The organism is Vibrio xiamenensis (genome assembly GCF_900100015.1).
GTDB lineage: Bacteria > Pseudomonadota > Gammaproteobacteria > Enterobacterales > Vibrionaceae > Vibrio > Vibrio xiamenensis.
This window is the reverse complement of record NZ_FNDD01000042.1, coordinates 1-21,158: the sequence shown is the minus strand read 5'-3', so window position 1 is coordinate 21,158 and position 21,158 is coordinate 1. Positions and strand designations below refer to the sequence as shown.

At 47.2% G+C, this 21,158-nt stretch carries 20 protein-coding genes and 1 pseudogene; 10 read left to right on the top strand and 11 right to left on the bottom strand.

All coding sequences use genetic code 11. From position 1 onward, the window contains the following. Positions 1-38: 38 nt before the first annotated feature. On the bottom strand, positions 39-1,442 hold the full coding sequence (clcA, locus tag BLS03_RS23155) for a H(+)/Cl(-) exchange transporter ClcA (RefSeq protein ID WP_093279248.1): 1,404 nt from the start codon (positions 1,440-1,442) through the stop codon (positions 39-41). Between the two features lie 411 nt (positions 1,443-1,853). On the opposite strand from clcA, the gene BLS03_RS23150 reads away from it, so the two are divergent. Then, entirely contained in the window at positions 1,854-2,834 is a 981-nt protein-coding gene (locus tag BLS03_RS23150; RefSeq protein WP_093279247.1) for a CobW family GTP-binding protein, read from the top strand. A 58-nt stretch (positions 2,835-2,892) separates the two neighbouring features. On the opposite strand, the gene ylqF is transcribed toward BLS03_RS23150, so the two are convergent. After that, positions 2,893-3,837 carry a ribosome biogenesis GTPase YlqF gene (ylqF, locus tag BLS03_RS23145; protein WP_093279246.1) on the bottom strand — a complete coding sequence of 315 codons (945 nt, stop codon included), beginning with the start codon at positions 3,835-3,837 and terminating at the stop codon, positions 2,893-2,895. Positions 3,838-4,147: 310 nt separating this feature from the next. On the opposite strand from ylqF, the gene BLS03_RS23140 reads away from it, so the two are divergent. Beyond that, positions 4,148-4,909 (top strand): BUD32 family EKC/KEOPS complex subunit, encoded by a 762-nt coding sequence (locus BLS03_RS23140; RefSeq protein WP_093279245.1) that lies wholly within the window; start codon positions 4,148-4,150, stop codon positions 4,907-4,909. A 69-nt stretch (positions 4,910-4,978) separates the two neighbouring features. Here the strand turns inward: BLS03_RS23140 and BLS03_RS23135 are convergent, their stop codons facing one another. Both BLS03_RS23135 and BLS03_RS23130 read right to left on the bottom strand, forming a co-directional pair. Further along, complete coding sequence (locus BLS03_RS23135) at positions 4,979-5,218, bottom strand: hypothetical protein (protein WP_245696787.1); 240 nt, start codon at positions 5,216-5,218, stop codon at positions 4,979-4,981. A gap of 118 nt (positions 5,219-5,336) precedes the next feature. Then, positions 5,337-6,698, bottom strand: a complete 1,362-nt coding sequence (locus BLS03_RS23130; RefSeq protein WP_093279244.1) for an MATE family efflux transporter — start codon at positions 6,696-6,698, stop codon at positions 5,337-5,339. Between the two features lie 76 nt (positions 6,699-6,774). Here BLS03_RS23130 and BLS03_RS23125 point away from each other — a divergent pair, with 76 nt between their 5' ends. From BLS03_RS23125 to BLS03_RS23105, 5 genes are all read left to right on the top strand, one after another. Beyond that, entirely contained in the window at positions 6,775-7,680 is a 906-nt protein-coding gene (locus tag BLS03_RS23125) for a helix-turn-helix transcriptional regulator (RefSeq protein ID WP_093279243.1), read from the top strand. A gap of 183 nt (positions 7,681-7,863) precedes the next feature. Beyond that, a complete protein-coding gene (locus tag BLS03_RS23120) occupies positions 7,864-8,172 on the top strand; it encodes a hypothetical protein (protein WP_093279242.1) in 309 nt (102 codons plus the stop codon). Positions 8,173-8,244: 72 nt separating this feature from the next. Next, on the top strand, positions 8,245-8,652 hold the full coding sequence (locus BLS03_RS23115) for a hypothetical protein (protein ID WP_093279241.1): 408 nt from the start codon (positions 8,245-8,247) through the stop codon (positions 8,650-8,652). A gap of 15 nt (positions 8,653-8,667) precedes the next feature. Beyond that, on the top strand, positions 8,668-8,940 hold the full coding sequence (locus tag BLS03_RS23110; protein WP_093279240.1) for a hypothetical protein: 273 nt from the start codon (positions 8,668-8,670) through the stop codon (positions 8,938-8,940). Positions 8,941-9,197: 257 nt separating this feature from the next. Further along, on the top strand, positions 9,198-10,844 hold the full coding sequence (locus tag BLS03_RS23105; RefSeq protein WP_093279239.1) for a methyl-accepting chemotaxis protein: 1,647 nt from the start codon (positions 9,198-9,200) through the stop codon (positions 10,842-10,844). A gap of 236 nt (positions 10,845-11,080) precedes the next feature. On the opposite strand, the gene BLS03_RS23100 is transcribed toward BLS03_RS23105, so the two are convergent. Next, positions 11,081-11,878, bottom strand: a complete 798-nt coding sequence (locus BLS03_RS23100) for a DODA-type extradiol aromatic ring-opening family dioxygenase (RefSeq protein ID WP_093279238.1) — start codon at positions 11,876-11,878, stop codon at positions 11,081-11,083. Positions 11,879-12,037: 159 nt separating this feature from the next. On the opposite strand from BLS03_RS23100, the gene BLS03_RS23095 reads away from it, so the two are divergent. Continuing rightward, entirely contained in the window at positions 12,038-12,955 is a 918-nt protein-coding gene (locus tag BLS03_RS23095; RefSeq protein WP_093279237.1) for a LysR family transcriptional regulator, read from the top strand. A 138-nt stretch (positions 12,956-13,093) separates the two neighbouring features. Here the strand turns inward: BLS03_RS23095 and BLS03_RS23090 are convergent, their stop codons facing one another. From BLS03_RS23090 to BLS03_RS23080, 3 genes are all read right to left on the bottom strand, one after another. Further along, on the bottom strand, positions 13,094-13,873 hold the full coding sequence (locus BLS03_RS23090) for a nitroreductase family protein (protein ID WP_093279236.1): 780 nt from the start codon (positions 13,871-13,873) through the stop codon (positions 13,094-13,096). 126 nt (positions 13,874-13,999) lie between these two features. Next, positions 14,000-15,418 carry an MATE family efflux transporter gene (locus tag BLS03_RS23085; RefSeq protein ID WP_093279235.1) on the bottom strand — a complete coding sequence of 473 codons (1,419 nt, stop codon included), beginning with the start codon at positions 15,416-15,418 and terminating at the stop codon, positions 14,000-14,002. Positions 15,419-15,516: 98 nt separating this feature from the next. After that, positions 15,517-16,395 (bottom strand): LysR family transcriptional regulator, encoded by an 879-nt coding sequence (locus BLS03_RS23080; RefSeq protein ID WP_093279234.1) that lies wholly within the window; start codon positions 16,393-16,395, stop codon positions 15,517-15,519. A gap of 181 nt (positions 16,396-16,576) precedes the next feature. Here BLS03_RS23080 and hisC point away from each other — a divergent pair, with 181 nt between their 5' ends. Continuing rightward, positions 16,577-17,656 carry a histidinol-phosphate transaminase gene (hisC, locus tag BLS03_RS23075; RefSeq protein WP_093279233.1) on the top strand — a complete coding sequence of 360 codons (1,080 nt, stop codon included), beginning with the start codon at positions 16,577-16,579 and terminating at the stop codon, positions 17,654-17,656. 12 nt (positions 17,657-17,668) lie between these two features. Then, positions 17,669-18,439 (top strand): ABC transporter substrate-binding protein, encoded by a 771-nt coding sequence (locus tag BLS03_RS23070; protein ID WP_093279232.1) that lies wholly within the window; start codon positions 17,669-17,671, stop codon positions 18,437-18,439. A 123-nt stretch (positions 18,440-18,562) separates the two neighbouring features. On the opposite strand, the gene BLS03_RS25760 is transcribed toward BLS03_RS23070, so the two are convergent. From BLS03_RS25760 to BLS03_RS25755, 3 genes and pseudogenes are all read right to left on the bottom strand, one after another. Then, positions 18,563-18,730 carry a hypothetical protein gene (locus BLS03_RS25760; protein ID WP_176765674.1) on the bottom strand — a complete coding sequence of 56 codons (168 nt, stop codon included), beginning with the start codon at positions 18,728-18,730 and terminating at the stop codon, positions 18,563-18,565. A gap of 73 nt (positions 18,731-18,803) precedes the next feature. After that, positions 18,804-20,450: a BatD family protein gene (locus BLS03_RS23065; protein ID WP_093279231.1), complete on the bottom strand. Its 1,647-nt coding sequence runs from the start codon at positions 20,448-20,450 to the stop codon at positions 18,804-18,806. A gap of 2 nt (positions 20,451-20,452) precedes the next feature. Next, positions 20,453-21,158, bottom strand: a pseudogene (locus BLS03_RS25755) (hypothetical protein); the annotation flags it as partial.

Genomic DNA, 21,158 nt, shown 5'->3' with positions numbered 1-21,158 from the left:
TTGTGTAAATAATATCAACCGGAAGCGTTAGCTGGCAATTATGAATGTGCGTCCTTTGGGAGGTCGCGCTGTCTTAACTTCTCATTTTTCAAAGTTCTATGTAGTAATTGGCTGTAGATAGGTTGGCCGCCAAACATGTGCGCGACAACCACCGCGCCTAAGCTGGTTGCGATAAGTGGGAGAATCAAATAGTAATTATTGGTCATTTCAATAACCAATAAAATGCCTGTAATCGGCGCTCGCACCGTTGCGGCAAATAGGGCGCCCATACCGGCAATGGCAAACATGCCAGGGTCGATATCAAGCTCAGGATAGATGCCTTTTACAGTGACACCAAAGGCATAACCAAACAGAGTGCCGAGCGCTAGCATTGGAGCAAAAATGCCGCCAGGTGCACCCGACCCAAAACACATCATGGTGGTAAACACTCGACCAACAAAGAGCAGGAGTAGAAAACCTGCGCCATAGTCGCCGTTAGTGATGTTAGGGATTAACCAGATACCGCCGCCAGTGAGTTCAGGCATATACAAAAGCGTGATACCAAACATGCCGCCAATCATGGTGCCGGTGATAAGGTAGCGTTTGCGGTCGTTTTTATGGATACGGGTGAACAAGTCTTGAGAGATGGTCACCAAACGGTTGAAGACCACGCCTAATACGCCGAACAGAACACCCAGAGCAAGAAACAGCCACAGTGACGCGATTTCGGGCGCTTGATATTGCGGCATCGTGATTACCGCATCTTGGCCACGCACCATGCGAAAGACAATACACGCAGACATGGATGAAATAATGACTGCCCGTATTGAGATCAGTGAGTAGCGAAACTGCGGGCGCATCTCTTCAACCACAAACATGATACCTGCGAGTGGTGCGTTAAACGCCGCCGCCAAACCGCCTGCTGCGCCTGATGCTAATAAAGAGTGACGAGTGTCTTCGTTTTTTACGCGAAAGATATCGGTCACCATGCGACCAATGGCACCACCCATTTGTACTGTCGGGCCTTCACGTCCAAGCACCATCCCGGAGCCGAGTGCGCCCATACCACCGAGAAATTTTACCGGTAATACTCGCCACCAACGAACGGGACGCATACCATCCATCGCCCCTTCAATTTCAGGAATACCAGAGCCTGCGGCTTCTGGGCAAAAACGGTGAACCAGAAAGTAACCGATAAACGCAAGTGCGGCACTAATGATAAATGCCGCTAGCCATAATGGCAGTGAGGAGCCAATTTCGCTCTTGAGCCATTCGGTGCGAGTTTCAGAAACAAAGTGTACAGCGACTTCGAAATAGGTGCCGACCAGGCCAGAAAAAATGCCGACCATTAACGACATAAATAACACCGAAATAGGAGTTCGGTCTTTAGAGAGAAATTGATTGATCGTATCTTTGGGAACGTGTGCAAGTAAAGATCGCTTTATTTTCTCTCTCTTTGTCATTATGAAAGTGGCCTCGTATCATACAATAGGTGAGTGGGTGTGCTACAAATTATACTCGGCTGCCCGGCTAACTATAGCGACAAGAATGAAATATTGAGTTGCAAATATAGCGATGAATTGTAATCGAGATCACACTCTGTACTTGCATAAACGCGATTATGCGCCATAGTTTATGTGTAAGGCAATCTGAACTGACCCGCATGGAGGATATCAAGCGCCTTACCTACAATTTGGATGGATTCAAAATGGCATTTCCACTGCCTCGTTTTTAGTTTAGGAAGCAGCTAGAGTCTTCCTGATTCGCAAACTCACGATTGAGTAACGAGGGATTGAGGCGCATCGATTGATGCGCCTTTTGTCGTTTAAAAAGAGTGATATACTCAACAAAATTTATTCGCTTGGAGCGCTTTTATGTCATCCCGTGTACCGACAAATATCATTACTGGCTTTCTTGGGTCGGGAAAAACCACCGCAATTTTGCATTTACTCAAAACCAAACCTGCTAATGAAAAATGGGCTGTGTTAGTGAATGAGTTCGGTGAGATTGGGATCGATGGTGCCATTCTTTCCGAGCAGGGCGCAGTGATTAAAGAGGTTCCAGGTGGATGCATGTGTTGCGCTGCAGGTGTGCCTATGTCTGTTGGCATTACAGCGCTTTTGCGTCAAAACCCAGATCGCTTACTCATCGAGCCGACAGGGCTTGGTCATCCAAAGCAGGTCATGGCGACGCTGACCTCATCTCAGTACCAAGACTATGTAGACCTGAAAGCAACCATTGCATTGGTGGACCCGCGCAATCTTGGTGATGAAAAATACACCTCTAATGCGAATTTCTGTGACCAATTAGCTTGTGCCGACGTTGTTATTGGCAACAAAGTGGATGCGTGCAAGGTTCAGGATATTGATTGTTTCAACAGTTGGGTGACGGATCAAAAGCCCGCTAAAGTGTTTACAAAGTTAGTACAACAAGGGCAAGTGCCTGTTGAGCTTTTGGATACCCAGCGTTTGTTTGAGAACACGCAAAACATCGAAGAGCACTATCATCATCACGCTAACATGGAACCACAGTTTCAGTTGCCGCCCGGAGAAGCTTTTGTCCGCAAAGAAAATAAAGGGCAAGGCTATTACAGCTGCGGTTGGCTGTTTGGTGCCGAATATCAATTCGACTTTGACCAACTGTTTGACATGTTAAGTGCATTAACAGCAGAACGTGTTAAAGCGGTAATGAATACCAGCCGAGGTTGTTATGCGTTTAATTTGGCCAACGGAGTGGTGTCGGTAAATGAGATGAGTTTGGAAGGCTTTGAGTCGCGAATCGAGGTTATCGATGTGTGTTTGATGCCTTGGGAGCAGCTTGAAGGTATTTTGCTGAAGTTGTGTGGCATTAAGTAGTTCGAACACAATAACGGCGAACCTAGGTTCGCCGTTATTGTTATAGAGATTCATGCGCTTAGCGTTTATTTCTTAAATAACGTTTACGACGCTCTTCTTTACGCTTGGCTTTTTCTTCTGCTTTACGCGCTTCTTCGATTTCCACTTCAACCAATTCTTGGGTAATCATTTCCGGCAATTCTAACGTTAATTGACCAAGAGTACCTGCACGCAATTCGTGGAGCAGAATTTCTGATACTTTATGTAAATCGACACGGCCGCCTGCACGTAGGGCGCCGCGGCGACGGCCTATCTCTTCCATGATTTCAATATCGCTCTCTGGAAGTTGGTCAAGCTGATAGCGCTCTTTCAGTCGTTCTGGGTAAGCGCTGGCTAAGTATTCAACGGTGTAAAAAGCGACTTCATCGTATTCCATCGCCGTGTCTTTGACCGCGCCAGTTGCGGCTAAGCGAAATCCGCTATGTGGGTTCTCAACTTTTGGCCACAAAATCCCAGGAGTGTCAGACAGAACAATTCCGTTTTGCAGATTGATACGCTGCTGACGACGGGTAACGGCAGGTTGGTTACCGGTTACCGCAATGGTTCGTCCAGCTAATGTATTGATAATCGTCGATTTTCCAACATTAGGAATGCCCATGATCATGGTGCGAATGTTTTTACCGATTTCTTCACGATGCGGCGCTAATTTTCGGCACTGTTCAAGTATTTGCTGCACTTCTTGCGGTTGTGAAGTAGTGATCGCGATGGCTTTAACATTGTGCTCTTTTTCGAAATGCTCAATCCAAAGCTGGGTCAATTCAGGATCGGCCAAGTCGCGCTTGTTTAACACTTTTACAACCGGTTTTTCGCCCTTGAGCTGAGCAATCATTGGGTTTTCGCTGCTAAATGGAATTCGAGCGTCCAGCACTTCGATAATGACGTCAACTTGAGGAATGGCTTCTTCGATCTCTTTACGTGCTTTATGCATGTGACCAGGAAACCATTGAATTGAGTTGTTAACCATCTGAAATATAACCTTTAAATCATGTATAGCCGACTTAGAACCAAGCCGTATGTATGCCTAACATCATCGGTTGGAAAACTAAGTGCGTCGAATGGCGGCGATTCTAGCATTTTCTGACCTAAAACGGGAAATAACCGTAACAGCGTAATTTTGGGTTGCTGTCATTATCGAAATTCATTGCGGTTTGAATGTGATTTTCGTTTATGGAAATTAATTTTGAGACACTGATCCCACTTATTTAAGTGTTAAAATAATGTTTTTTAATATTCACAATTTTTTCATTTTTTTCCTGCCGCCAAGGATATTGATCATGCAAGTCACTTCTAAGAATTCCTACGTGTATCAGATAGAAACTGATGGACGTAGTGTGTGGCTGAAGAAATGTGGAGAAGACAAACGTAATTGGTTTAATGTCGCTTTGAATCGCTTATTTCGTACCAGTCGCCGTTTTAGTCACTTAGCTTTATACAGTGCCTATCCGCCCAAGCAGCGTTTTCTACATGAGTTAGCAGCGCTTGAGTATGCGTTAGAGCGGGACCTTCCGGTGCCCAAGCTGATTTTTAAATCGCGCTCTTCGTTTATTACTGAAAGTTCCGGTGTTCCGATTCACCAAGCAGAAGCCCATTCACAAGACATTTTGTATATCGATGCATTTTCGGGGTTGTTGCGTTTACATCAGGCGAGCTTTATTCACGGTCGCCCAGCGATGAGAGATATTGTGGTTAACGATGATGGCAGAGTGACGTTTATCGATTTAGAAGAGGCGCGCTTTTCTGATTCCGCCAAACTCAAAATTCGCGATATGTTACTGTTTATGCTGGATTCTTATCGAATGGAACAAGTGAGCCAACAAACTCGGTTAAGCGAACTACTCAAATGGCATCAAACCGCCGATGCACCCAAACTCAAGGCGCTTAATCGCAATATATTTTGGCTTAACTTATTGATTTGGGCTCCAAAATTGATTCTCCGTTTTCGCCGCAACCGTTTATCCTCCCAACTGGTAGCGATGCATAAGTTGCTTAAGGTATACAGGCAACGCATCAAAACCAAAGTGGTAGTGGATTTTTGAGCGTGGTTAAGCCCTTTCGCAACAAAAAAGACGGCGTTTGCCGTCTTTTTCGATCATGACATCGTGATATTAGTGATTCGATAAAATATAGAAATAGTAAATCATGACAGCGGCGATTAAATAAACCGACCAGTGATCTTCTTTCCCTCTTCCGGTGGCGAGTTTTAGAAACGCATACACTAGCATCGCCGCGGCGATGCCGTTACCTGCATTAAAAGTAAATGCACTTATCGCGATACATACGAAGGCTGGCATATATTCGGTTACATCGCCATGAAAGTCAGCTAACCATTTGGTATCTATGTTCATTTCGCTGATTCAGGCTCGCGTTCAATTCAAGCCACAAGTCTCGAGAATAAGTCAACTTAATCTATAGTGCCAATCTAATGGGTGTGCGCTGTTATATGTGCAAAAACCGTGTTGAACCCTAATTAATGGTTAGGTTTTTAAGCCAAAGATTTTTTCGATAACGGCTAAAACACAGTAATACTTTGACCACTTCTTCGCCAAGCATACACAAGTACACCAAGTGAAACGGTAGCGAAAAGATCACCGCGCCAATCGCTGTCAGGGGTAAGCCAAACACCCATGTCGAGGTGAAATCCATTTTCAAGCAGTAGTTGTTTTCACCCCCTGCCCGTAACACTCCGTTAATGACCACCATATTGACCATTTTCACGCACACACCTAAACAGGTAACGTTTAAGGCCAGGCTCGCCATCAGCGCGGTATCTTGTTTATCTAAACGCAGCAGTGCGACCAATTCGCTCTTGCCCACATACAGCACAAGGCTGGTCACAAGCCCTAACACCACGATCAGTTGAATAAACAGTTGAGAAGTGCGTAGCGCTTGTTCAAATTCGCTGCGCCCTAAATGTTGACCAAGGATGATCGAACATGCGACGGAAATGCCCATAAAAACCGAATAGCATAGCGATTCAAACGGGGCAATGGTGCTGAATATCGCCAGTTCCGTCGTGCCCATATGGCCGAAAATTACTTGATAAATCAACGTTCCTGTCGCCCACAACACTGCGCCAGCCACCGTTGGCGCAGCGAGTTGCAAATAGGAAGTTTTGAGCCGCTTATCGGCTTTAACGGTTTGGGTAACATACAGCCAATGGCTGCGCAGTTTCAGCGACACAATGTAAATGAGTACTTGAATCAAGCGTGATAAGCTGGTGGCAAGCGCCGCGCCGGCCACTCCCATTGCAGGCAAGCCAAAGTGACCATCAATCAGAGCGTAATTAAGGCTGATATTGCAGCCGATGGTGATGGCGGCGACGATAAGTGGAGTGAGGCTATCACCGGTCGATCGCAAACTGGATTCAATAACAATGATAAAATGTGTCAGCAATAGCGATGGCGCGGCAAACCACAAGTAATCAACCCCAAAGTCAATCACACTGGGATCACTGGTTTGCAGCAGCATGATAAAACTGGCGCCGCCGGTTAAGGCAATTGCAATCGGCGTGAGAATCATCAAACCAGCAGTAATAGAGAAGTAGGTAACTTGCTTGGATTTCTCAGCGTTTTTACGTCCCCAGTATTGCGCAACTAGTACACCGTTGGCGTTGGCCATACCGGCCATCACCATAGTGACAACAAAATGCCATTTCGATGCCAGACCTACCGCAGCGGTGGCCGCTTGACCATGGCTGCTGACCATCAATACATCCGCCAGCGCAAGTATGGCGACTAGGGCACTTTGGATCGCAACTGGAAAACCGAGTTTGAAGGTATTCCAAAGTACCGATTTGGTATTGATGAGCGGGCTAACATGAGACATCGTAAAGATCCAAGTTCATGGGGCGGTAAACGCCAAATTTAAAAACGCACTCTACCTGTAACTAAGAGCGAGCTAAATGTTTAAAACTGACAAAAACCTGTGCGAATCTGTCATCGAGCCAAAAGTCGCCACACGAGTTTGGCATGATGAGGTGTTCTTAGCGCCGCAGTGTAAAGAGCGTTTTCTGACTCGCTCGGAGATTCCAGAGCTCTTTGAACAGCAAATATTTATGGCTGGCCTTGCGGACCTTAATCTGGGTTATCGCGTTGAACGTCAAGGCCCGGAGGAGCATACGCTTCTGATGTCAATCGGGGGAAGAGGGCTTTTAACCACGGCGAATCAGTGCCTGGATATCAATCCGGATTCAATCACGGTACTGCCCGCACATCAGCCATTTCGCTTTGAACTGCATCCTCAGTCCCAACATTGGAAGATGGCGTGGATTTTATTGAGCGACAGCGCTCAGTGGCAAATGATCGCGTCGATGGGGCAAGTGGTGATTGAATCAGATGTCGCAGAGTCGATTTATGCGGCGCTTAACTTATTGCATGGAGATATTCATGGCCGACAAAGTTTTCGAACCTTGATGTTAAGCGAGGTGGTTAAACTGCTTTCTGGCGTCGACTCTGCCGCGCGAGAGGCGCCACTAAGAGTGATGAGTGTGTTTAATTTGGTCGAGTCTCAATTGCATCATGATTGGACGGTGAGCGAAATCGCACGCCGCGCTTATCTTAGCGAAGAGCAACTTAATCGAGTCAGTAAAAAGCTTTATGGCAAAACGCCGCGTGAGTATGTGATTGCACTTCGTATGAATAAGGCCAGCGATCTGCTCAAAACCAAAGAGTGGTCGGTGAAAATGATCGCTGCGCGTCTTGGCTACCGAGATGCCAATAACTTTACCCATCGTTTTACCAAATATTTTGGTGTTTCTCCCCGCCGTTATCGACAAGATTGGCAGCAGGCACAGTGTTCATTCCTCTAGGTCACATGTCGTAATTAGCTGTTAAGTCAGTATGAAATTTTTACATCATCGCCTGTAGGATGTTTTCAATACTGTCACTGGTAGTTGACGGATTGTTATATAAAATAGATTAAATTCAGTTAGTTATAAACATGGCACGGTCATCGCTTAGTCATAAGTAAGTTTATAAGAAGGAGACTCACTATGGCTACAACAACAAAAACGTCTACTCAAGATAAAGCACACGATAAAGTTGACCAAGCAGCTGAAGCGGCTCACAAAGGTGTGGATAACGCGGCGGCGGCAGCTGAACGTAGTGACGAACAAATTCGCCAAGTGGCGCAGCAAATTAGTGACCAAGCCCATGTCATTTCTGAGAAAGCAAAGGCGCAATCTGAGCGTGTGTCTAACGCTGTGGGCACTTACACCAAAGAAAATCCGGTTAAATCGGTCGGTATTGCATTTCTGGCTGGGGCTGTGGTTGCCGGTTTGCTATGCAGTAAACGCAAATAGACGTCACGGTTTTGGTACGCGCCTGATTTAAGCATTTAATGCTGATTTAAGTATTAACGATTGGGAGAAAGCATGAGTGACAATATTTCGCAGTCTGAGCAGCAGTCAACGCAAGGTTCCATAACGTTTGAACAAGTGACCAAAGCCCATAAATTATGGTTCAAACGCCTTGTTGGCCTTGGTGCTATTGAAGCAAAAATCTGGGTTGCATCCAGTGCCCAATTGGTTGCTTTGATGTGCGCTGTCGCGGTGTTACTCGTGACAACATGGCTAATGTTGATTGCAGCAGTTGCTGCGGTGGCTTGGAGCTATGGTTTCTCCCTAATGGCGATTTTGTCGGTGGGCGCGTTGGTGTCCCTGATTTCTGCGGTTGTGTTACTTAGCATGGTAAATCGGACGTTAAGCGCGATGAATTTTACTCGCACGCTAGATGCGTTGATTCCAAGCGATGATGAGTCTCACAGGCCAGAGTCAAATTAATCAAAAGGAGCCGCAATGTTTGGATTAGGAAAGATGCGCAGCCAAAGGGATATTCTGCACGCGCAGACCAAAGCCCTTGAAGGCGTCGCGAAAACCAGCCGAGAGCGGTTTATCGACCAAACACTCGAGCAAGTGGCGAGTCCAAAGGGGTTGGCGATAAGTTTTGCAGCCGGGGCCAGTACTCAGTGTGAAGTTGCAAACAGGCAGCGCAGTTTGTTGCTTTCTGGTGCGCGGCGAGAAGTGCTGGTTTTGCTGCAAAATCAGCTTGTTAACTGGATTAATCGTTAGTTGGTCTAACTCATTTTATTGATGTGACTCTAGCAATGGGGTCACTTTTACCCGTGTATTCTACGCCCTAAATACGGGTTATTCGATTTATGAAGTTGGTTGTTATTTAACCGCAATCAATGTGAGTTGTGTCATCGAGGTGAAAAGCTCTGTTTGGCACAAGTCACTCTCAACAAACATTTTCCTTCCTTTTTCGCATCCTCTCTTATACTTAAGTTTGCCAATTACAGTATGAAATACAAACTAAAGGATGCTTTATGTTCATCAATAGACTTACGTTGAAAAGTCGCTTGGTTATTGCGGTTGTTATTCCTTGCATCGCGTTAATCTTTGTTGGACTTGATAGTTTGAGAACCATGTCGGTGATGCAAACTCAAGCTGAAAAACTCTACCTTAATACCGCAGCACCTATGCGAGCAATGGCCGAAGCGGCTTCGCGTATTCCGCGAATGCGAGTTGGAATCGACATGATGCTGCTACAAGAAACGCCGCTGCGTGATGCAAAAGGGGTCTTGACGCGCGTTAAAGAGGCTCGTACAGAAGACATTCCTGAGATGCGTCAAGCGATGACGGATGCGGTGGATGCTCAGGTTAACCCGGACCTTAAAGCCAAAGCCAAAGACCTACTCAACCAGTTTGAAACCATGGTCAGTAATGACCTGAACCCGCTGCTGACCGCTTTTGAACAAGGCGATACAGCCAAAGCGCAGATCATCTATCGAGATCAATATGCTAAAACCTATGGCACGATGCGTAAAGCCGCTAATGACCTTTTGGAGCTACTGCTAAAACAAGCCGAGCGCCAAAACGAATCCAGTGTTGACAGCTATATCAATGGGCGCAATGGGCAAATCATGATCATCGTCATTGGCCTGGTGATATCGTTTATTACCTCGTGGATTATTGTCAGCAATCTACGTAGTCGAGTGTCATTCTTGCGCGAAACCATGAGTGAGGCGGCAAAAACGCTCGCTCTGGATACGCGAGTGACATTAGAAGGTAAAGATGAGCTGACTGATATCGGTAATAGCTTTAACCAGTTTATCGAGAAAGTGCACAGTTCAATCAATGAAGTGGCGTCGAATTCTCGTGAACTTTCAACCATGGCTGATGATGTGGCCAAACGCGCGCGCTTTACGCAAGACAATTGTACCTCGCAGCGCGATCGCACCGTGCAAGTTGCCACTGCCATCCATGAATTGGGCGCGACAGTGAGTGAAATCGCATCGAATGCCGCGAATGCGGCAGAGGTTGCCCGTGAAGCGACTCACCGCTCGGCGGATGGGCGCGAGGTGGTGAGTCAAGCACGAGTACAAATTGCCGAACTGTCTGATGAATTGGAAAAATCGACCAATGTGGTTGAATCACTAGCCAGTCAAATCGATGGGATTAGCTCAACGTTGGATACCATTCGCAGTATCTCGGAGCAAACTAACTTGTTGGCGCTGAATGCGGCGATTGAAGCGGCGCGTGCCGGCGAGCAAGGCCGCGGGTTCGCGGTGGTTGCTGATGAAGTGCGTACACTGGCGAGTCGCTCAGCCGATTCAACCGAAGAGATTCAACAAATTATTGATAAGCTTCAAGCGGAGTCAAAACGTGCGGTTGATGCGATGGGCAAAGGTAGGACGAAAAGTGGCTTAGTCGTGGAATATGCCGACAAAGCCAACGAATCCCTTGAGCAAATCAATGGTCATATTGACCAAATCAGCGATCAAAATATTCAAGTTGCAACCGCTACGGAAGAGCAGTCAAGTGTGGTTGAAGACATCAACCGTAATGTTGAAGAAATTAACCAATTGACAATGGAAACCACGGATATCGCAGGGCAACTTAATGACTCCAGCGCGAGCTTGCAACGCTTATCGTCGCAACTTGATAAGCTGGTGGGCTACTTTAAGTTGTAATTTAACGTCGCGTTCAGTGGGTGGGTGTTTAATGACTGGTCATTGAGATTTGTTCATTACGTTGTCACTTATTACTGTTTGGCGGCTTAATTTGATTCTCAGTCAAATGTAAAAAGGGACGAAATTTCGTCCCTTTGTCTTTGTTACCGATTTGGCTTTTCACTCATCGCTATTTGGGTAATGACTGAATTTCGCTTTAAACACCATAGCCTTGATTTAAACACCATGGCCTCGATTTAAACACCATAGCCATAGGCGTCCAGCGCCAAAATTTCCAGATCCATTGCTCGGTGCATCACCTGGCCTTTTTCATCCTCATAAGTGGTGCCGAGAATGCTTGGCAGCGGTAAGTAATGCTCTGGTGTCGGGTGGTTATACAGCGCGTGTGGTGCTTGGGCTTGGTAATCAAGCAGCGCATCGACACGACCATTTTTTACTTCTTCACCCACCCAATCGGTAAATGCGTTCACTTTCGCCACTCGTGACGGGTCGGCATTCGGTGCAAACACTTCACGCAAGTTATGGCTAATACCGCCAGAGCCAACGAATAATACACCTTGCTCACGCAGTGGGCGTAGCCAGCGACCAATTTCAAAGTGCGCAATGGCATCTTTGGTGCTGTTCAGTGACACTTGCACAATGGGGATGTCATGGTTTGGAAACATGTACAACATTGGAATCCAGGCACCATGGTCTAGCCCTTGGTCCGCAACCGTTGCTGCTTCAATGCCGGCGGATGACAACATCTGTTGAATCTGCTCTGCAAGTTGCGGCGCGCCATTGGCTGGATATTGAATATCATATAGCGGTTGAGGAAAACCGTAGAAATCGTGAATGGTGCCAAGAGTATGACCACTGGTAATAAAGGTCGGGCCTCGGTAGTCAAAGTGGGCAGAAAAAATCACGATTGCCTTAGGCGTTGGTAAATCTTTGCCTAACTGTTTGAAAAACTCTGTGGTTGAAGAGTGTTCTATCGCCATCATCGGTGACCCGTGCGACAAAAACAGGGCTGGCATACGGATTGGATTGCTCATTTACTTCTCTCTTAGCCTTTTGGGCGACTCATTGGCCACGGTTTTAACATGGGTGGCGATTGCGATGTATTCAATATACCTTTCAATGAATCTATGATAAAACCGCTATTCATTGCTTAATTATCAACATTACGTTGTTAATCATTGAGGCTCAGGGTTATGGACAAACTTAATGCCATGCGCGCATTTAATGCGGTGGTGCTTGAGGGCAGCTTTACCAAAGCCGCGGGGCGCCTGGATATGTCACCGCAGCTCATCAGTAAGTATATCGGTCAACTTGAAGAGAGCCTTAAAGTGCGGCTTCTTAATCGCACCACTCGCCGAGTTCATTTGACCGAAGCAGGGCAGGCCTACTTCGAACGTTGCCAGCAGATAGTGCAAGATATTGATGATATGGAAAATGATTTGAGTAATTTGCAAACTCAAGTCTCAGGTACGCTGCGTGTTAGCGCGCCGATGTCGTTTGGTATTCATCATTTGTCAGAGCCCATTGCGCGTTTTCAAGACCAATATCCAGAGATGAAAGTGGAATTGCTACTCACTGACCGTAAAGTTGATCTGCTTGATGAAGGTATCGATGTTGCGCTGCGAATAGGTCACCTCAAAAGCTCGACGTTGGTGGCCAAAAAAATCGTACCGATTCGCTTGGTGCTGTGCGCTTCACACGCCTACTGGCGTCGGCATGGAGAGCCGCAAGATTTAACCGATTTGAGTAAACTCAATTATCTACGTTTTACTTATTCGGATTTGCGTACCTTGTTACTGGATTGGTCTTCGTCGATGTCGAGTCAGGATTTCAACAGCGATTTTTCCAGCAATAATGGCGATGTGATAGTGAATTTAGCGATTCAAGGACGCGGCTACGCGATTCAGCCGACCTTTCTTACCGGCGCTGCGATTGAGGCGAATGAACTGCAAGTATTAGAAAAGTTTGCCATTGAATCGCTTGGTTTGTACGCCCTCTATAGTCATCGAGAGTTTTTGGCTTCAAAAGTACGCCATTTTATCGATTTTCTAAGTGACTATTATGGGGACACGCCGTATTGGGACCGCTACTGCAATTCGCAGCGTAAATAGGCCGTAGGTGAAAAACCAACAGAGGCGAAGTGATAGCAACGCTGCTGAACATTAACCTGCGCAGCAGCGGGCGGATAAGCGGCCAATGCTTTAGCTTATATCTGTGTTTGCAAACTTAAAGCTTTGGCTGGTTTAACATCACTGATTATGCATAAAGCCTTGGCGTTCAAGGTAGTCGAGTACGGTTTGCGAAAACTCGATATGCGACTCTTTGGTGTATTTCAGCTTAGTGTAAATCTGCGCAAGGTTTTCGACATCCGACTGCTCAATCATGGCTTTCAAACTTGGGTAAGACATGTAACGAGCCCAGCCTGCTTGTTCCCGCTCTGAGTACATAGCGCGGATCTCTTCATCGCTGTGATCGTGATAGGTTTCATAGTGCACTAGGCCATCCAGTGGTAAGCGATCGCGAAGCTCTGGTGTTTCAGCCGGGTAACCCAGTGAAAATCCCACGACAGGCACGACACCTTCTGGTAGTTTGAGCAGCTCGCCGATTTGGTCGCAATTGGCTAAGGTTGAGCCCATATAGCAAACACCAAGCCCTTTTGCTTCGGCGGCGAGCGCGACGTTTTGCGATACCAAGGTGGCATCGATGGCGCCAATCATAAAACTCATAAAGTTATCAAAGTTCTGCGGCGCATTACTTAGCTTTAACCATTTACGCATGCGGCGAAAGTCGGCGCAAAACGTCACTAATACAGGCGCATCAACCACCATGTTTTGTTCCATGTGCGGTTCAAATAGAGCCTGTTTTAGGGCTGGGTCTTGGGTCACGACGATCGAATACGACTGCATGTTGCCAGAGGAAGATGCGCGAATACCGGCGCTAAGAACTTCTTCAAGTAGTGTTGAGTCAACTGCATCTGGATGGTATTGACGGATTGAGCGGTGTTGGTGTAATGCGTTAAGCACGTCCATGTTATTACCTCTATGACGGCATGTGGCGTCAAGCTACATAAAAAACCTTTACGCAGTATGTGGTGAGTGACGCTTGGACTCAAGCAAACAACTCACACTCTACAGATTTTATTGATATTTCGACGATTAACGGTGTTCGTCAATTTCAATCAGCGCTTCTTCCGTCACTTGCAGTACACTGTGATCATCTTCGGTAAGGCGAGTTTCCTTCCAGCGCCCGCGGGCAAACCACGCCACTGACACAATGGCTATCAGCACATTGGTAACAGCAAACGAATACCAAATGCCCGCTTCGGCGAGCGCAGTATGCTTAGACAGCACGTAGGCAAGCGGGAATTGAAATACCCATTGTGACAGCAGTGACAGCACCATGGTATTGACCATATTACCTGAGGCGCGAAACGCCGAAACCACACACAACTGCACACCGATGAAGCCCCAAGTCAGTGCCATGGTACGAACAAATTCGCCGCCGTGCTCGATAACTTGTGGGTCGTCTGGAATAAAGAAGCCAACGATATTCGGAGCGAAAAAGTAGGCGAGCACGCCAAGCAGAGTTAACGCCAAAAAGCCCCACAGAGTGCCGATATAAGTCACTTTTTCAGCGCGCTCGATTTGTCGCGCTCCAAGATTCTGGCCAACCAGGGTGGACACCGCCATCGATAGCCCCATGGCGGGAATGGTCACGACTTGCAAAATATTTGAGCCAACTCCGTAGGACGCGATAGTGACGGTACCAAAGCTGGCGACCAGGAAAGACATGATAATCAGCCCGAGTGCGCGCGCCGATAGCTCAACAGAGCCCGGAACGCCGAGGAAAAAAGCGCGGCGAATATAAGTCATATCGGGTTTAAAGTGGCGCCTTTGCAGATGAATGCCGTGGCGGCCTTTGACCAATACCACCAAGCCGAGTACTGCCGCTAGGCCTTGTGTTACAAGAGTCGACAAGGCTGCGCCCATCACCCCATAAGCGGGCACGGGGCCAAAGCCAAAAATAAACAGTGGGTCGAGCAGAAAGTTGGCCAGTACAGTGCCCAGTACGATGTAAAGCGGCACCTTTACTTGGCCAATGCCGCGCATGATCGCTTGGAACATTGCAAAGGTGAACACAAATACGACGCCGATAAACGATACGTGCATAAAGCGCAGCGCATCCTGATATACCGCAGATTCGACACTGAGCAAGGTGAGGAAATAGGGCGAAAGCAGATAACCAGTTAAACCGAGAACTATCGACGTGAATAGCACCATCAACATGGTTTGCGCTGCAACATGATTGACCTTTTCATACTGCTTGGCACCCATGTACTGCGCTGATAGTGTCGCTCCCGCCATTGCAAGGCCAGAGCCAAGTGCGATAACTAAAAAGGTGACTGGCATACTGACCGATACCGCAGCGACCTGATGGGCACCCAGTCGGCCAACCCAAAATGCGTCGGTTAATTGGTAAGCCGATTGCAAAATCTGACCAATGACAATGGGCACCGCCAACGAAAGTAAGGCGCGATGAATCGGAGCTTCTAACAATTTCTGTTGGCTTGGCATGAAATAACGTCCTAGGTCGAATGAAAGCGTGCGTAAACATGTTGAGCTTAGCGCATCGCGTGCTAACAACCTTTAATCATACGTTAAAAATGAAGCGTTTAGCCTTCAGATGTCAGCCAATTTTGCAGCAGGTTCAAGATTGGGTTATCGCTTTGTCTTGGATAAAGGAAATAGTAACTTTGCCCAGAACTCACCGAATCATCAAATGGCATGATAAGGCGATTTAACTGCAGATCTTGGGCGGCAAGGGTAATGTCGCCAACGGCTATTCCAAAACCTTGTTGAGCCGCGTTCATCGCTTGATCTAGGGTAGAAAAATGTTGATTGCTCTTGCTGCACATGCGTGGTTGATCGCAATGTTCAAGCCACAGTCGCCAATCGCTTTGGGTTGGGTTGGCATGCAGCCAAGTAAATTTTGGCAAACTTTGCGCCATGGTAACCGGGGAATCGCCAATCACCGATTGCCACAGCTCTGGGCGACACAAAGGGGTCAGGCGCTCTTCAAACAATAACTGGCTGTTCAAACTGGGCTGTTTTGGCGTTTTGCCATACATAATGACCGCATCAAAGGCGTCAAAGTTAGGTTCTGAAAGATGTTTAATGGTCGAAGTTAACTCGACATCCGCTTCGGGGTGGGCATCTTGAAACGCCATTAATCGTGGCAGTAGCCAAGCGGTGACACAGCTTGGTGCGTTGAGTTTGATGCGTGATGGCGTTGCGGCCACTTCGCTTATCGCATGATAAAGGCGTGCAATGATGTCTTCGGCGCGCGTAACAAATTGGCTACCCTGCGGCGTCAATGTCAGGCCACGCGCGTGGCGATAAAACAATTTTACGCCGATTAACTCTTCGAGCGCAATGATCTGACGACTGATCGCTCCTTGAGTTAAGTTCAGTGCATCGGCAGCACGGGTGAAGCTCAAGTGCTCAGCTGTGGCGAGAAAGGCTTGCAAAGTTTTGGTTGAAGGCAGAGTCATATTACGGCTTAGTTATGAATTTTTATCATGGCTAGTATGTGTTTATTTCGATTCAGTTTACAAATAGTTTTTGCTTGAATAAGTCACAACGTAATGAAAGTGAAATTTAAATCACTATTTATGCTTTTATTCGACTAATTATTTAGATTGTTCGACTACATAACACAGGTTCGAGGTGGGAATGTCTTCCGTTGCAGAAAAACTAGCGCCTGAGGCTATAAAAAAATTAATACCTTACCAATCGGCACGCCGTATCGGTGGTACTGGGCGAGTGTGGCTCAATGCCAATGAACTTGAAACCCCGATTCACTATGGGGACCATGTGGGTGATTACCATCGCTATCCAGATTTTCTCCCTCATGACGTGGCGCGCGCTTATCAAGCCTATAGCCAAGTGACGTCACCAGTGCTCGCTGTGCGTGGCGCGGATGAAGCGATTGACCTTTTGATTCGCACTTTTTGTCAGCCAGGTCGCGATAATATCGTGGTATGCACGCCAACGTACGCCATGTATGAGTTCTGCGCTGATGCGTTAGCGATTGCAACCATCAAAGTGCCACTGATTGGCGAGCAATTTAAGCTCGATTGCCAAGGCGTCATCAACGCTGCGCAAAACGCGAACTTGGTCTTTTTATGCTCACCGAATAATCCGACCGGTAACCTGCTCGATCGGGGCGACATCATCGAAGTGTTAGAAGCAACCAAACACAACACGTTGGTGGTGGTAGACGAGGCCTATATCGAGTTTGAGTTTCAGCAAAGCGTGGCGTCTTTGGTGGGTGAATACCCTAATCTGATAGTGATTCGCACCTTATCCAAAGCGTTTGGTTTGGCGTCAGTACGCTGCGGTTTCATTATTGCTGCGCCATCGGTGATGGACTTTGTGATGAAATTGATACCGCCATACCCGATGCCAGACTCAAGCTCAAAAGTGGTGCTCGAAGCATTATCAAAAGAGGGCATTAGCCAGATGCGAGCAGCGTCCGATAGGCTAATCCAAACACGGCAATGGTTTATCGACCAAGTCTCGCGTATGCCTTTTGTGAACAAGGTATATCCATCCGCGACCAATTTTGTCCTCATCCACACACGCCAAGGTGCGAATGTGTTTGATTATTTACTTAGCCAAGGTATTGTCACGCGCAACCAACATCATGAACCTGCGCTGCGCGATTGTGTGCGCATTACCATTGGTAGCCAGCAGAGCATGCAAGAAGTGGTTGATGTGCTCAATCGTTACTCCATAACGTCTAACTCATAAAAAGGGAATTGTATGAAAAACTTAGTGCTTGGTTTGGCTTTGAGCAGTCTATTTTGCGGTGCTGCAATGGCAAAAGAAGTTCGTCTTGCATCGGATTTCACCTATCCACCGTTCAACTACAAAAACGCAGAAGGAACGCCGGTTGGTTTTGATATCGAAATTGCCGACGCGCTTTGCAAACAAGCCAAACTTGAGTGTACTTGGGTGTCGCAAGGTTGGGACGCACTCATCCCATCTTTGATGGCACGTAAGTCAGATGTGATCATGGCATCGATGCGCATCACTGACGATCGTAAAAAGAAGGTGTTGTTTACCGATAAGTATTACCAAACGCCGGCGCGTTTTGTGACCAGTAAAACGGCTGATTTCAGCATTGATAAAACCGGTTTAGCGGGTAAAACCATCGGGGTACAGCAAGGCACGATTCATGACCGTTACGTTACCGATATGTTTGGTGGCGTGGCGCAAATCAAACGTTACAGCGGCCAAGATGAAGTGTATTTAGATATGCAAAATGGCCGTTTGGACGCGACATTTGGTAACGCTGATCAGCTGTCTCTCGCATTTTTGGATAAGCCAGAAGGCAAGCCGTTTGGATTTAAAGGCGAGGCGGTGACAGACAAAACTTATATTGGCGAGGGCACGGCACTGGCGCTGCGCAAGCAAGATAAAGCACTGGCCGACAAGTTTAACCAAGCCATCAAAGCCATTCGTGCTAACGGCACTTACGATAAAATTGCTGCGAAGTACTTTGATTTTGATATCTACGGCGAAAACCTGTAATCGGGCGCGAGCGTTTCAGGCGAATCGTTTTAGCGATTCAATAGCGATAAAAAAACCACGTGACTACGTGGTTTTTTTATATGCTCAATTCAAGCGAAAGATGTACTGAATTTAACCGCGCCGTTAAGGGCGAATCGAAAAGACATCTTTTTCCGAGCGTCCGGTATGTTTAAACGCTTCGACGGCTTGCTCACGCGTTTCCGCCTCAATTTCAAATGCTGCCATATCGGCACCATCGAAATAGATAATTACATAGGTTTCTTCCGTTTTCGGGCTTTGTGCAGCAGACACAATCTCTCCCTCCGATACATCCACATTGCTAATAAATCTAGCACTAACCATCGGCACCTATGTCAACAGCCAGCTAGAGTTTGGCTAATTGTGACGGTTTTTTCGTCTCTTTATTGAGAGTTTTGTGTGCTTTTTTTAGCGCCGCGATTAAATCACGATTTCGCCACTCAATACCGGACGACGAGAACTGACTTTGGTTCATGAGACTCAGTTGCTGCTCAATTTCAGCGACTAAATTTGACGCCAATTGCGGATGTTCGCTCAGCCACATGCGGCAATAGCGTTGAATTTGAATTACATCGCTTTGTTGGCAAGCGTTAAGTAAGTTATCCCATGTCGAACTTATCGGCTTGGTGGCTGAGGCCTCTTTAGCAATAGGGCGTTTACGACCCGCATTGAATGCCCAAATTCCGGTGATGATCCACAGCGCAGCAAACAGCGCGGTGAGATAAGGCCAGTAACCTGGGTCTGTCACGGTGACGGTTTTTACTTGTGGTGCCGGCGTTGCTACTGACGGCGCGACCGGAGCGGCGTTTAAGCTGGTCGCCGCGCCAACTTGCAAATTCAATGGGTTTAAATGCGCGGTTTGCTGCTCGCGTTTATTGCTGTTCCACCAATCTAAATCGATGCCGGGTAGGCTGACATCGCCCGTCACTTGTGGAATCAACACTTGTTTAACCGTCATGCGGGTCGTGTTGTCATCAAGGGTTTCAAACTGCGGCTTCTCTTTATAGGCGCGAATCGAGCTTGGATAATCGATGTTGATCTCAGGAAAACGCTCTGGTTCCAGCCCTTGAATATCAAGTGTGATCTCACGAGATATCGACTCACCAACATGGGTTTGATAAACGCTAGCGCCGTCGATAGCCTTGCCGTTGCTGTCTTTCCAGCTCTGATTGAGATCCAGTTTTGGGGTTGGAATCCACGGCCCATGGTAGTTGCTTGGTTTTCCTTCAACCGTAATGGTGTAGTTTTGCGCATCGATATTGACCGGAATGATGCGTGTTGAACCGGTCGCTTGATCGTCTTGGATAATGCTGCCGCTAAACGACGGACCTTGCAGTGTATAAGTGCCGGGTTTGTTGGCGGTAAGGCGGAATTGATATTCCACCACCGACGCCGATACACCGTCGATGACCGTATCGTACTGTTTGCCGTTGTGCATTGATTCGAGTTCAATGCCATCGTCCACTTTAGGCGGGAAAATTCGCGGATTACGCATACGGCGCGGGCTGGATTTGACAATCAAATGCAGGGTTAAGATCGCCGATTCGTTGGGGTAAAGGGTCTTGTTGTCGATGTCGACTTGCAGCTCAACTAAGTCTTGGGTGTTGATCTGATTACTGGCTTTGACCACTTGAATCGCGATCGGTTGAGTCTTTTGGCCATCGATTTCAAACGACGGAATTTTTACTACGCCGAGTTTGTCGCTGGCCAGCGAAATATTCCATTCGCTGCGCACGGTGCGCTGGCCGTTGATGCTACTGATTGACGTGCCAAAGCTTGGCCGAGAAAGGTAGAAGTCGTTATCCAGCACACTAAAGTCGATGGCATCGGAGCTCACACGTTTATCGGTAACAATCCGCAGTTGAAAGACTTCATTTTTGGCGACTTTATTTTTGCTTACGCTGGCTTGAACCGTCAGCGCATAGCTGGCCGGACTGTACGCCAGCGCCGCGAGAACAATAAATAGGAGGGTTCGAATTGAATGCATTTTCATTGTTACCACTTCTTACCTGTATCGAGAGGGGCGTCTTTTTGTTTGGCTTGCAAAATCATCTGTGCGCGCAAAAGTTGGCTGGGATCTCGCGCGGCTTCCACTTGTTCCAGTTTTCTTAGCTCAGGATCGATCGGCGTTTTTTGCTCGCTGCTTTGGCCAAGTTGAGCCTGTTGCTGATCATCGCCGGGTTGCCCATTTTGAGTTTGAGTAGAAGCGCTGGCACTATATTTCGAGTCATTTTTTGGTTGCTCGTCAGAGCGTGATTGCGCTTTTGCTTGTCGCTGCTTATCGCTTTGCTCTGATGACTGAGGCGATGGTTTTTGCGCCGCATTTTGGGCGTTTTGGGGCTCTGCGCTGCTTTTTGACTGAGAAGAATTTTGCGCTTGTGATTGGCTTTGCGTTTGGTTTGAGCCGGATTTATTCTGCCCCTGATTTTGCTGATTTTGCTGATTTTGCTGATTTTGCTGATTTTGCTGATTTTGCTGATTTTGCTGATTTTGCTGATTTTTTTGGTCTTGTGAGTTTTGATTTTGTTGCTGTTGCTGTTGCTGTTGCTGTTGCTGTTGCTGTTGCTGTTGCTGTTGCTGTTGCTGTTGCTGAGCTTTTTTGACCACGTCCAAATTGTGCTTGGCATCTTGGTTATTGGGATCGTTTTTTAACACTTGTTCATAGGTATCAATCGCTTGCTCAAACTGACGTGCCTGAGCG

Bases quoted from the DNA above. Each gene is read 5' to 3' on its own strand.
- clcA (WP_093279248.1), bottom strand. From the start codon at position 1,442: ATGACAAAGAGAGAGAAAATAAAGCGATCTTTACTTGCACACGTTCCC.
- BLS03_RS23150 (WP_093279247.1), top strand. From the start codon at position 1,854: ATGTCATCCCGTGTACCGACAAATATCATTACTGGCTTTCTTGGGTCG.
- ylqF (WP_093279246.1), bottom strand. From the start codon at position 3,837: ATGGTTAACAACTCAATTCAATGGTTTCCTGGTCACATGCATAAAGCA.
- BLS03_RS23140 (WP_093279245.1), top strand. From the start codon at position 4,148: ATGCAAGTCACTTCTAAGAATTCCTACGTGTATCAGATAGAAACTGAT.
- BLS03_RS23135 (WP_245696787.1), bottom strand. From the start codon at position 5,218: ATGAACATAGATACCAAATGGTTAGCTGACTTTCATGGCGATGTAACC.
- BLS03_RS23130 (WP_093279244.1), bottom strand. From the start codon at position 6,698: ATGTCTCATGTTAGCCCGCTCATCAATACCAAATCGGTACTTTGGAAT.
- BLS03_RS23125 (WP_093279243.1), top strand. From the start codon at position 6,775: ATGTTTAAAACTGACAAAAACCTGTGCGAATCTGTCATCGAGCCAAAA.
- BLS03_RS23120 (WP_093279242.1), top strand. From the start codon at position 7,864: ATGGCTACAACAACAAAAACGTCTACTCAAGATAAAGCACACGATAAA.
- BLS03_RS23115 (WP_093279241.1), top strand. From the start codon at position 8,245: ATGAGTGACAATATTTCGCAGTCTGAGCAGCAGTCAACGCAAGGTTCC.
- BLS03_RS23110 (WP_093279240.1), top strand. From the start codon at position 8,668: ATGTTTGGATTAGGAAAGATGCGCAGCCAAAGGGATATTCTGCACGCG.
- BLS03_RS23105 (WP_093279239.1), top strand. From the start codon at position 9,198: ATGTTCATCAATAGACTTACGTTGAAAAGTCGCTTGGTTATTGCGGTT.
- BLS03_RS23100 (WP_093279238.1), bottom strand. From the start codon at position 11,878: ATGAGCAATCCAATCCGTATGCCAGCCCTGTTTTTGTCGCACGGGTCA.
- BLS03_RS23095 (WP_093279237.1), top strand. From the start codon at position 12,038: ATGGACAAACTTAATGCCATGCGCGCATTTAATGCGGTGGTGCTTGAG.
- BLS03_RS23090 (WP_093279236.1), bottom strand. From the start codon at position 13,873: ATGGACGTGCTTAACGCATTACACCAACACCGCTCAATCCGTCAATAC.
- BLS03_RS23085 (WP_093279235.1), bottom strand. From the start codon at position 15,418: ATGCCAAGCCAACAGAAATTGTTAGAAGCTCCGATTCATCGCGCCTTA.
- BLS03_RS23080 (WP_093279234.1), bottom strand. From the start codon at position 16,395: ATGACTCTGCCTTCAACCAAAACTTTGCAAGCCTTTCTCGCCACAGCT.
- hisC (WP_093279233.1), top strand. From the start codon at position 16,577: ATGTCTTCCGTTGCAGAAAAACTAGCGCCTGAGGCTATAAAAAAATTA.
- BLS03_RS23070 (WP_093279232.1), top strand. From the start codon at position 17,669: ATGAAAAACTTAGTGCTTGGTTTGGCTTTGAGCAGTCTATTTTGCGGT.
- BLS03_RS23065 (WP_093279231.1), bottom strand. From the start codon at position 20,450: ATGAAAATGCATTCAATTCGAACCCTCCTATTTATTGTTCTCGCGGCG.